11 protein-coding genes are annotated in these 11,116 nt (G+C 68.4%); 6 read left to right on the forward strand and 5 right to left on the reverse strand.

The features are described from left to right. Positions 1–70 precede the first annotated feature (70 nt). The 4 genes from FBZ87_RS01720 to FBZ87_RS01735 all read right to left on the reverse strand — a co-directional run bounded on the left by FBZ87_RS01720 (position 71) and on the right by FBZ87_RS01735 (position 5,698). Positions 71–919, reverse strand: a complete 849-nt coding sequence (locus FBZ87_RS01720; RefSeq protein ID WP_186454513.1) for a substrate-binding periplasmic protein — start codon at positions 917–919, stop codon at positions 71–73. 68 nt (positions 920–987) lie between these two features. Next, positions 988–4,110: a ligand-binding sensor domain-containing diguanylate cyclase gene (locus FBZ87_RS01725; protein WP_211106811.1), complete on the reverse strand. Its 3,123-nt coding sequence runs from the start codon at positions 4,108–4,110 to the stop codon at positions 988–990. 201 nt (positions 4,111–4,311) lie between these two features. Next, the gene (locus tag FBZ87_RS01730) at positions 4,312–4,869 is read right to left on the reverse strand and encodes an FKBP-type peptidyl-prolyl cis-trans isomerase (RefSeq protein WP_145608659.1); all 558 of its coding nucleotides are present in this window, start codon (positions 4,867–4,869) and stop codon (positions 4,312–4,314) included. Positions 4,870–5,014: 145 nt separating this feature from the next. Continuing rightward, positions 5,015–5,698, reverse strand: coding sequence for a hypothetical protein (locus FBZ87_RS01735; RefSeq protein WP_145608660.1), 684 nt, complete (start codon positions 5,696–5,698; stop codon positions 5,015–5,017). Between the two features lie 162 nt (positions 5,699–5,860). Here FBZ87_RS01735 and FBZ87_RS01740 point away from each other — a divergent pair, with 162 nt between their 5' ends. The 6 genes from FBZ87_RS01740 to FBZ87_RS01765 all read left to right on the forward strand — a co-directional run bounded on the left by FBZ87_RS01740 (position 5,861) and on the right by FBZ87_RS01765 (position 10,394). After that, positions 5,861–7,129, forward strand: coding sequence for a glycosyltransferase (locus tag FBZ87_RS01740; RefSeq protein ID WP_186454514.1), 1,269 nt, complete (start codon positions 5,861–5,863; stop codon positions 7,127–7,129). Positions 7,130–7,412: 283 nt separating this feature from the next. Further along, entirely contained in the window at positions 7,413–7,796 is a 384-nt protein-coding gene (locus FBZ87_RS01745; protein ID WP_004271341.1) for a response regulator, read from the forward strand. Beyond that, a complete protein-coding gene (locus tag FBZ87_RS01750) occupies positions 7,796–8,671 on the forward strand; it encodes a protein phosphatase CheZ (protein WP_145608662.1) in 876 nt (291 codons plus the stop codon). Before FBZ87_RS01745 ends, FBZ87_RS01750 begins: the two co-directional genes overlap by 1 nt. A 218-nt stretch (positions 8,672–8,889) precedes the next feature. Next, on the forward strand, positions 8,890–9,633 hold the full coding sequence (locus FBZ87_RS01755) for a substrate-binding periplasmic protein (protein WP_145608663.1): 744 nt from the start codon (positions 8,890–8,892) through the stop codon (positions 9,631–9,633). Between the two features lie 107 nt (positions 9,634–9,740). Next, positions 9,741–10,145 (forward strand): hypothetical protein, encoded by a 405-nt coding sequence (locus FBZ87_RS01760; protein ID WP_186291382.1) that lies wholly within the window; start codon positions 9,741–9,743, stop codon positions 10,143–10,145. Positions 10,146–10,193: 48 nt separating this feature from the next. Next, a complete protein-coding gene (locus FBZ87_RS01765) occupies positions 10,194–10,394 on the forward strand; it encodes a helix-turn-helix transcriptional regulator (RefSeq protein WP_088873784.1) in 201 nt (66 codons plus the stop codon). On the opposite strand, the gene FBZ87_RS01770 is transcribed toward FBZ87_RS01765, so the two are convergent. Further along, positions 10,395–11,078 carry an alpha/beta fold hydrolase gene (locus tag FBZ87_RS01770; RefSeq protein ID WP_145608664.1) on the reverse strand — a complete coding sequence of 228 codons (684 nt, stop codon included), beginning with the start codon at positions 11,076–11,078 and terminating at the stop codon, positions 10,395–10,397. It abuts the gene before it with no gap. Between the last annotated feature and the right edge of the window lie 38 nt (positions 11,079–11,116).

An 11,116-nucleotide genomic window follows, 5' to 3' on the forward strand; every position in this document is an offset into this window, starting at 1 on the left:
CCCGTTTCCTTATAACCCGGACAAACGCGCCTTTCGCACCTTCACATGAGCTAAATTCACCTGAGTGAAATCAGGGCACCGGACCTGCGGGTTGGACGGCCGCGCCCAGATATCGTTCCAGGATTTGGTCGAACACTCCTTCGGCACGCAACTCGTCCGCCGCCCGTCGCAAATCCTGCGCCGCCTTGGTGGCGGCCGCGTCGCGGGAGCAGCTGAGCCATCCCTCCATGGCGCCCACCCGCCACTTACTGCCCAGCTCATCGGCCAGTCCCAGGCGGCTGATCAGCGCGTCCAGCATGACCTCCGCCCCCACCACGCCATTGACTCGACCGGCGCGCAGCATGCGCAGGGCACTCTCCAGCGAGGGGGCCGGCACCAGGGGAACGCCCAGCCGGTCCATGAGCCGGGCGACGCTGCCGCCGGTGGTGCGGGTACTGGCCACGGGGCCCAGGGCCAGCACGTCCTCCTGGCTGACCAGTCGTGTGCCGGTGCGGGCCACCACCGCCAACGGCATCTGCAGCACCGGCGCCAGGGGGACGAAGGCGATGGCGGACATCCCCTCGCGGCCCGCGCCCGGGGCTCCCCGTAATTGAGTGCCTGTCAGCCGGCTGTCGGGCGGATGATTGTCGGACAGGGCGAACACCACCGTGCCCGCCCGCATCAGCTCGTCATACAGGCGCAGCTGTGGCATTACCTCCAGGTGGCCGGGTTGGCCGGCGCGGCGCAAGATCGCCCTGGCCATGTCGGGCATGGGGCCGGTGGCGCCATCCCCCTCCCCTTCCGTCCACAGGGGCAGGGCGGACAGCAGGAAGCGCACCGGTCCCGCCTCTGCGCCCGTATCCTCGGGCATGGCCCGCGAGGCGGAGACTCGCCCGGCCAGGGCCAGCGCAGCGCCGCCCGACATGGCCCGAATAAACATGCGCCTGTCCAGGCCCATGGCGTGCCTCCCGGCTTTTCCCCCCCCCGTCCTCACGCACGGGGGGGCGGTCACGTTCCGGTCGCGTACTCCACCCGGTTACGACCTAAGTGCTTGGCCCGATACAAGGCCTGATCCGCCCGCTTGATAATTTCCGCCAGCGAGGGCACGCCCGCCGGCCCGTGGCTGGACGTCGGCCCGACGGAGATGACGCCAAAGCTGCAAGTCACCGTTACGCTCACGCCAAAGGCGTCAACATGCACGTCCGGCGTGGCGTCAGGCCACCCTTCCTCATGAGCATGGATCACGCCTGAAGGCACGTCACCCAAGGCGATGGGGGTGAGGGAAATGGCGCCATGCAGTCGGTTCAGCACGTCCCCACAGTCGTCCCGCCCCAGGCCGGGCAACAGGATCAGGAACTCCTCGCCACCGTAGCGACCAACCGCGTCGTAGCTGCGCACGGCGGCGGACAGGCGGCGCGACACCTCGACCAGCACGGCGTCGCCAGCGGGATGGCCATGGGTGTCGTTGATGCGCTTGAAGTGGTCGACGTCGGCCAGAACCACGGTCAGCGATGCGTCCTCACGCCGTCGCGCCAATTCCAACTCCAGCAAATCCAGGATGGCGCGGCGGTTCCACAGGTGGGTCAGGCTGTCGTACATGGCAAGCTGGCGCAGTTGCTCCCGCGAGGCTTCCAACTCCCGGGTCCGCGCCTCCACCAGGATTTCCAGGGTGCGCCGCCGTTGCATGTCGGCATGGGTGCGCCAGCGGTAGATGGCGACACCGATCGCGACTACGGACAGGGCGCAGCCAGCGAAGAATAACTTGGTCTGCCACCAGGGTGGCCGGATGCTGAAAGGCACCAGGATGGAGGGGGCCATGGCCTGCAACGCCGTATTGCGGGCCACGAGTTCCAGCTCGTACGTGCCTGATGGCAGGGCGGAGTAGCGGATTTCCTCGGCCGCCGTCACGTTCCAGTCGCTTTCCAGACCGTTCAGGCGATAGCGGTAGATTTGCCCGCCCCGGCTGCGGAAGCTGGGCGTGGTCAGATGGAAGGTCAGGGGGGCGGTATCCCAGGGCAGTTCGAAATTGCCGTCTGTGGGCAAGGCCACGCCGTTGCGTTCGATGCCCGTTACCCGCGTCACCAGCGCCGGCCGGTTGAACAGCAGATCCGGCCGCGTGATATGGGTCAGGCCCTTGCTGGTGCCCACCCACAGGGTTCCGTCATCATCCTCAATCAGGGCGCTCTGGTTGCAGTCGTTCCACACCAGGCCGGTATCGTGGCTGTATTGACGCAAGGCGCCAGCGTTCCACACCAGCACCCCGCTGTCGGTAGACAGCCACATCCAGCCGCGCCGGTCCTCCAGGAGGCCCAGCACCTGGCGGTCGCCCACAAGATCCTCTGTCACATCGCCCACAGGCTGTAGAACGCCGGTGCCGGCCCCCGGCGCGTTGCCTGGCGGCTCCTGCACATGGGCCAGGCGGACGGTCTCGCCGCCCAACCACAGGCTGCCGTCGCGGGCGCAGGCGATGACGTTGAAGCGGGTGACTGGGGGCACGCCGGTGATGGTCGGCGCTGTCCATTTACCCTCGCCAAAGCGCAGCACGCCGGCTTCCGTCGCAAACCACAGGGTGCCGGACGGCGCCTGGCAGGCGCTGGAAACCGAGCTGTCGGGCGGAATGGGCAGGGCAGCACCCAGGGGCGCCACGAGGGGATTCGGACCTTCCGGCTTGTCGATGACGTAAAGGCCCTTCTTGCGCGTCATGACCCACAACCGGCCCTGCGCATCGATGAAAACCTGGAAGATGAGGGGCAGGTGGGCGACGACAACGACAGGCGGCGGCGGCGCCCCGTCCTTCCCCGCATCCTGGTAGAACAGCAGGCCTGAGAAGGTGCCGCCCCACAGGCGGCCGGACTTGTCCAAGGTCAGGCTGCCGACCTGATGGTTCAGAACGGGCTGGCCGCCGGGCGCCGGAATGATGTGCGGGGGAGTATCACCCCCCTCTTCCAGCCGGGCCAAGCCACCGTCGGTGCCGATGACCAGGCGTCCGGCGCCGTCACGGTGAAAGGACCAGACCGATTCATGGATCAGCCCCTGGCGCGCCGTCCAGTTGGCCCAACTGCGATAGCCGACCCAGTGGGTCAGGCCCAAGCCGGCCGATCCCACCCAAAGATCGCCGTCGTGATCGACCAGCAGGGCGCTGACCTCCCGCGCCGGCAGGCCATTGGCGTCGCCCAGCTGCTCCCAGCGAGTTGGCGCCGGTCCATTGCCCGGGTGCGCCAGGCGCAGCAGGCCCTGGTCGCCGAAGGTGACGATGTTGCGATCCATATCCTGCAGCAGGGGCAGGAACACCCGGACGTTGGTGCGGGTCGAAGGCAGCGGCAACTGCGCCGTGAAGCGCCCACCATCGCCCTCGGCGGCGGCCGGCGCCAGCGCCAGCACCTGGTGTTCACCACGCGCCCACAACGTGCCGTCGACATCGCGCAGCACGTTGCCCCAGCGATCGGGAGCAACACCCTGGTCGGGACCCCACAACTTCAGCTGGCCTTGGCGAACCTCGCACAGCGCCTGGCCGCAGCCCAGCCATATGTCGCCGCCGCCCTGCTCGCCCACACCGAACACCCGCACGCTCTGGATTCGGTTGAGCGCCGGCTGGGCGGCCTTCTGGTCCGGCGTGAAATAAGGGCGGGCGACCCAGGCGACAGCGGTGGTGGCACCCGGCACGGCGTCGGCCCTGTGCGCCTCCACCACCAGCAGGTCCTCGCGACCCACCACCAGCAGGTGGCCCGCATCCAGCGACGCCAGCTTCTGGCCTTGCCATACGGGCACCGGCCGCCCGTCCTGGGACACGGGGGCGAAGATGCGGCCGTCCCAGCGGTACAGGCCGCCGGTCGTACCCACCCACAGCACCCCCGACGGTGTCACGTGGATCGCGCTGACGTAGGGTTCCTTCAACCCCTCACTAGGGCCGAAACGCTGGAATTTTCCACCATCGAAACGATAGAGCCCGTTTTCCGTCCCCACCCAGAGGAAGCCCATGGCATCTTGCGCCAGGGCAGTGATGGACAAGTTGGCGAGGCCATCTTCCTGGGTGTAGGAGCGGAAGGCGTATTCCTGCGCCGCCGCAGGCGGCAGCAGGGCGCCAAGCCAGCCCGGGACGCAGAGCAAGACGGCCGCCAGCCAGCGCCGCACTCGCCCCCACCCCATAGCGGTCGTCCCCACGCTCACGACGGCGACTGATCCCAAAACCTTGCCCGTGCCTGTTCCCTCGGTACCGGCGGGACTCCCCGAACGGTATACATCCCAAGATGTGACGGGGTTGGGCGCAACAACGCAAGAGTCTTTAGGCGGCGACGCCCGGTGCGCAAGCCGCCGGAACGATCGCGCCCCCGATCAGCCGGCGCCCTTGCTGCGCAGTTCGCCCGGCATGACCTCGAACAACTCGACCTTGAAGATCAGGGTGGCGCCCGCGGGGATGACACCGTCACCCGAACCCTTCTGGCCGTAGCCCATCTCCGCCGGGATGACCATTTCGATCTTGTCGCCGACATGCATGCGCGGGATCACCTCGACCCAGCCCTTCACCACCTTTTCCAGGGACATGACCGCCGTCTCATCCCGCTGGTATGAGCTGTCGAAGACGGTGCCGTCGGTCAGCCTGCCCTCGTAATGCACCCGGATGCGGTTGCTGGGATTGGGCTGCTGGCCGACGGCCGGCTCCTTCTTGCGCAGGAAACGATAGGCGACGCCGTTGGTCGACATCTCCACGCCGGGCTGCTTGGCGTAATCCAGGATGAACTGGTGCTGGGCATCGACCTGGCCGCCGATAGCGGGGCGGGCGTTCAGCGGCACCTGCGCCTGGGCGGTGCCGGCCGCGAACGGAAGGGCCTGCGTCGCCGCCAGTAGGATGGAATAGGTCAGGGTGGAATAGATAAAGCTGTGCCCGCGCATCAAACCGCTCCTGCGAAGCCGGCCGCCCCTCCCGCCGCCCTTAAGATCAAGGCCGAACGCCGGATGGTGCCGGTTGTTTTGTCCTGAACGGTGGCTTCCCCCACCCGATAGGGCCGCCCCAGGGGCCCACCCGCAGGAATAAGGATTACGGCTTGGGCGTATCCCCGCGCAAGCCTTCCGGAACGGGCGCGTCGATTGGGCCGAAGTTCATCATGGTGTAGCCCTTGGGCAACTCAAAAAGGGCCCCGTCCTGCCGGCCGCGCTTCAGGTCGGCCAGGTCCAGGCGAATGGTGACGGGGCCATTGCCGTCATTGGCCGTGCCTTCGACCCGCATGTAGATGCCGTCCGCCGTGGACCAGACCTGGCCCTCGAACCCGCCACCCTGGTCGTAGGTGCCAATGACGCGGTAGCGGACCACCGCCTCACCCCCCAGCGTGTCCCGGCCCAGCGCCTCGGCGTCCAGCTGTGATAGACGGGTCAGGTCGGGGGCTGCCTCCGGGTCCTGGGGGGATAGGGGCGCCGCCATGTGCGACTCCGGCTGCAGCACGAAGGCGGTATCGCGATCGGGACGCAGGATGAGGATGGTGCTGAGCCCCCCCTCCCTCATCTCGCGCCGTTCCCGGCCCTGGTCATGGTAGACGCGCAGGTCCTGGCGCACGCCGTTGACCGTCAGGGCCTCCGCCGCCTGGTAGTCGCCGCCCATCTTGGGCAGGCCACCTGCGGGCAGGTCGGATACCGGCTTGGACGGGGCGGGCTTTGCCGGCGCCGACTGCGCCAGGGCGGCGGGCGACAGCAGCAGCATGGCGGCGAGAAGGATGGAACGGCGCATGGGGCGGGTGGCCCTTTCAACAGGGAACTAAGATGTGGGCTGGGACCCTAGCGCCCGGACGGGGGCCAGGCAACGGCCCGCCGCCCTTACACGGCGGCGGGCGAAGAATCCGGGCGCCTTGCCACCACGCCAAGGCCAAGGTAAGTCCGGGACGTCATGTGGATGAAGGCGCCGACACCTGTGAAAATTCTGATCGTCGCCGCCGGCTCGCATGGGGACGTCCTGCCCTTCATCGCCCTGGGCGCGGAACTGCGACGGCGCGGGCATGAACCCCAGCTTTTCGCCATGGCCGTGTTCGAGCCGCTGGCGCGCCAGGCGGGAGTGCCCTTCACCGCCCTGGGCACGACGGAATTCTACGACAGCCTGCTGCGCCATCCCGACCTGAACCATCCCAGCCGGTCGCTGCGCGTCATGGCCCAAGCCATGGAGCATACGGGGGCGACGGCCTGGGCCACGCTGGACGCCGCCGTGGTGCCGGGTCAAACCCTTGTGGTGGGCAGCACGCTGGCCTTCGCCACACGGTCGCTGGCGGAGCGCCACGGCCTGCCCGCCGTCACCGTCCACCTGGCGCCCGGCGTCCTCCGCACCCTGCACGCGCTTCCGCGCCATGGGGGGCCGGTGCCGGGTGCTGGGGCGCCACGCTGGCTTAAGCAGCTGTTCTGGCGCCTGGTCGACGATTTCATGGTGGCCCCAACCCTGGGTGCGGTGCTGAACCGGCACCGCCGGGCCGTGGGCCTGGCGCCGGTGCGCCGCCCCATGGGCGACTGGTTGAACCAGGCCGACCTGGTCATCGGGCTGTTCCCCGACTGGTACGCGCCGCGCCAGCCCGACTGGCCCGCCGGCCTGGTCCTGACCGGCTTCCCCTTGTACGATGGCGCCCCCACCGCAGCGCTTCCGCCTGAGCTGGATGACTTCCTGGCGGAGGGGCCGCCGCCCGTGGCCTTCACGTCCGGCACCGCCACGGCGCGCGCGCTGGATTTCTTCACCACCTCGGCGGAGACCTGCCGCCTGTCGGGCCGGCGCGGCGTGCTGCTGACCCGCCATGCCGACCAGGTGCCGGATCCGCTGCCGCCCGGCATGATACGAGTTGACTACGCGCCCTTCAGCCGCCTGCTGCCCCGCTGCGCGGCCTTCGTCCACCATGGCGGCATCGGCACCACCAGCCAGGCGCTGGCCGCCGGCGTGCCGCAACTGATCCGGCCCATGGCCCATGACCAGTTCGACAACGCCGCCCGGGCCGTCGCCCTGGGCGTCGGCACGCAGCTGACGATGCGCCTCTACCGCCCCGCCGCCGTGGCGGCGGCGTTGGAGCGCCTGACCAGCGATCACGCCCTGAAACGCCGCTGCGCCGAGATGGCCGCCCGCCTGGTCGCCGACACTGCGATCACCGAGGCGTGCGACCGCATCCTGGCCTTGGTCCCGCGCCGCTGAGACCACCCAAGAGTTGCAAGGCGCTCAAGCCCTTGGGGTCGGCTATTGGTGATTCCGTCAAAGAGACAAGCTATCCCGGGGCGATGCTTGACAACCGTTTGGGCGCCTTCCAAAGTGCCGCGCGGCGCCGTTCAGAAGGGACGCGCCGGGAAGTGTTTTCATGTCCCGGAACGGGCAGAACGCCCACCCGGCAGGATTTCCTGACCGGCCACCGGATCGGAGGGGGCACTCTCCCGCGCCCTGTTTCCATCCTCCGCTCAACTTTTGGCACTTGGGGGTTTGCGTGTCCTTGAATATCCAGGTCCTTGTCGTCGACGACTACGCGACGATGCGGCGCATCATCAGGAACCTGCTCACGCAGATCGGCTTCACCAAGATCGACGAGGCCGCCGACGGCGCCGAGGCGTTGGCCAAGCTGCGCGCGTCCACCTTCGGCCTGGTCATCTCGGACTGGAACATGGAGCCGATGACCGGCCTTCAGCTCCTCAAGGAAGTGCGCGCGGACGTCCGCCTGAAGGGTACGCCCTTCATCATGGTGACCGCGGAATCCAAGACCGAGAACGTCGTTGCCGCCAAGGAAGCCGGCGTCAACAATTACATCGTGAAACCTTTTAACGCCGACACGCTGAAGAAAAAGATCGAGAGCGTCATCGGCGCGCTGGGGTGATGCCTGTGTCGGATTTCTTTTCCGACCTGTCTGACGAGGAATACGCCCGTATCGAGGACGCGCTGCAGTCCACGGCGCGCGGGCGTGCCTTTCTGCGCATGCGGGATCGCCGGGGCCGCGTCGTCGCCATCGACGACGTGCGCCGTCTGTTGAAGGAAGCCAAGACGGGGGGCGAGGTCGACAGCTCCGGCGCCCATATCCGCATCCTGCGGCGGGAGCTGCAGGAAATGGCGTCGCACATCGCCCAGACCCGGCGCGAGATCGCGGCCCTGAAGCCGGACGACCCCTCCGCCAACCGCATCATGCTGGCGACCGAGGAACTGGACGCCATCCTGCAGGCGACCGAGCACGCCACCACCGAGATCCTGAACGGGGCCGAGCGCATCCAGTCGGTGGCCGACCGCCTGCGCGGCGAGTCGCCGGCCGTGGCCAGCGAACTGGATAACGAGGTCATGGAGATCATGACCGCGTGCAGCTTCCAGGACATCACCGGCCAGCGCATGACCAAGGTCGTGAACACCATGCGCTATATCGAGCGCCGGGTGCACACCATGATCGAAATCTGGGGCCTGGAAACCGAAGCGGCCGAGGCCATCATGGACGATCCGCAGGACGTCCGCCCCGACAGCCATCTGATGCACGGCCCCGCCCTGCGCGGCGGCATCGACCAGAACATGGTCGATGCCCTGATGGATGGCGGTGGCTTCGCCCCGGTGGCCGCCCCCCCGCCGCCTCCACCGCCGCCGCCCGCCCCGGTCGCATCGCCGCCGCCAGTGGCACCGCCGCCCCCTCCGTCCAAGCCAGCCAAGGCACCAGAGCCGCCCGCCAGCGACGGCAAGCTGAGCCAAAGCGCCGTGGACGACATGTTCCCGTAAGACCGTAACCCCCGGATGCCCTCGCATGCGGGGGTTCGCTTTTGCGGCCGGCCACCGGTTCACGTTCGAAACGCCCATGAAAGATTGCTGACGGTGGTAGAACCCGGGCGACAGGCCTGCCATCCTTTGCCATCCTGCAAGCGAACGAATGACGCCCCCGACGGCGTGGCCGGTGGAAGGCCAGCCGGGACGGTGGGGCGAGATGGGGCAGACAAGCGATGACGGCATCCGGTGCGACGGGCACCGCCGCCGGCGTGACCACGCGACGCGGGTTCTTATTGGCCGCCGCCTTATGGGGCGCGGCCGGACGCGATGCCGGGGCGCAGACGCCCGCCATCCGTATCGGCGGCAACCCCGCCTGGTTCCCCTACAGCTGGGAGGAGGGGGATCGGCTCCGTGGCCTGGGGGCCGACAAGGCACAGGCAGCACTGGATCACCTGGGACTGGCGGCCATACCTTTGACGTTCGGTCGCTGGCAAAGGGCACTGGCGGCGCTGGAGCACGGCCGGGTGGACCTGCTGGTCTCCGCGCTGTGGAACGCCGAGCGCACGGACCGCATGCTTTATACCGCCCCTTATGCCACTGACGACGTGCGCGCCTTCGTGCGCAGTCCCGATGTGGGCCGCTACCGCACCGTCGCCGATTTGTTCGGCCGGGCGGGTGTTGCCCCGCTGGGCAGCGCCTATGGCGCCGAGATGGACGCGCTGGAGTCCCGTGGCCTGAACCTGGAACGCAGCGGCACGACGGAGGGCATGCTGCAGCGCGTGCGCTACGGCCGGGCGGATTTTTGCGTCCTGGTTCATCGCAACGGACTGCATCTGCTGGAGACACTGCATTTGGCAGGCGAGTTGGCCCCCCTGCCCTTCGCGCTGACGCGTGTGCAAATCCGCATGCTGATCCGCCGCGACGGTCCCCTGGCCGACCGGCTGGACGCCTTGAACACCCTTATCACCGACGCGTGACGCACCACCAAGGCAACGACACCGCCATGTCGCGCATACTTGTCTGGGTGAGCGACCTGTCTGTATTCTCCGGGGGATAGCCCCCGCCCGTCCAACGGATCCCACGCATGCCCGGCAAACGCTATCTCATCGAATTCGTGGTGGCCCTGCTGGCCTACGGCCTGCTGATGACCCTGGCCCTGATGGCCTTGAACAACGGCTGGGTCCAGGGCGGCACCCGTACCGTGGTGGCCTTCGCCCCTATGGTGGCCTGCGTCGGCATCTGGTGGGCCGTGGTGCGCCACCTGCGCCGCAGCGGGCCGGAAGAGGGACGGGTGCAGCTGATCGCCATCGGCTTCGCCTTCGCCGGCACCGCCCTGCTGACCTTCACCTACGGCTTTCTGGAGGTCGCGGGCTTCCCGCGCCTGTCCATGTTCACGGTGTGGCCGCTGATGGTGCTGCTGCTGGTCGTTGGCCAGTTCCTGGGCCGCTGGCTGCAGGCGCCGGAGGGGGACGAGAATGACGAGGAGTGACGGCCCGCCCCGCCCTGGGAAGGGCCGCCATCACGACGGGGTGCCCGCATGAACAACCGCCTGCGTGAGATGCGCGCCCGCTATGGCTGGACCCAGGCCGACCTGGCCCGCCGGCTGGACGTATCGCGCCAGACGGTCAACGCGCTGGAGACGGGACGTTACGACCCGTCGCTGCCCTTGGCCTTCAGGATTGGGCGGCTGTTCGGCCTGCCCATTGAGATGATCTTCCGCGACGACGCGACGCCCTGATTAGGCCAGCGCCTCGGCCACGGCGCGCAGCACGTCCGGATTACGGCACATGGTGACGTGGGCACCATGCACCGCCACCACGCGGCCCTGTGGTTCCGGCACCCAGCAGCTTTGCCAGGCGACCACGCCATCGTCACGGCTGTATATGGCGGTGGTGGGCATGGACAGGGGTTGGGACAACTGCCCAGGCTCAAGATCCTCGGGATAACGGCGGGCAATGAGTCGGATCAGGGGTTCCAGGGGCGTGGCCGTGGGCAGGCGCACCGGGCTGCCGATGGTGATCACGCGACGCACCTGGTCCGGCCTGTGCTGCGCCAGGTCGCGGGCCAGCAGGCCGCCCAGGCTGATGCCCACCACATCGATGGTCGTGCCCGTCGCGGCGCAGATCTCATCCAATCGGCGGCGCAGGCCGGCACGCGCCGATGCCGTCGGCCCCCAGTTGATGCCCAGCCCCCAGGTCTGGGGCGCATGGCCGCACCGGGCCAGGAAAGCCCGCAAAGGCTGGGTAAAGAGATCGGCGGTGAGGAAGGCCGGTATGACCAGGACCGTGCGGTCGCCCGCCGGCAGGGGCGGTGGCGGCTCGGGACGATAGCTGGGCAGCGACCAGATCTCGCCCAATAAGCCGCGATAGGGAGGGCGGTCCATCGCCCCCGTACGATCGAAAACGTCTGTCAGATCCCGCATCACCACCTCACCCCTTAAACGATTGGCGGTGGGGTGGG

Source organism: Nitrospirillum amazonense (assembly GCF_007828035.1).
In the GTDB taxonomy this organism is placed as follows: Bacteria; Pseudomonadota; Alphaproteobacteria; order Azospirillales; family Azospirillaceae; genus Nitrospirillum; species Nitrospirillum amazonense.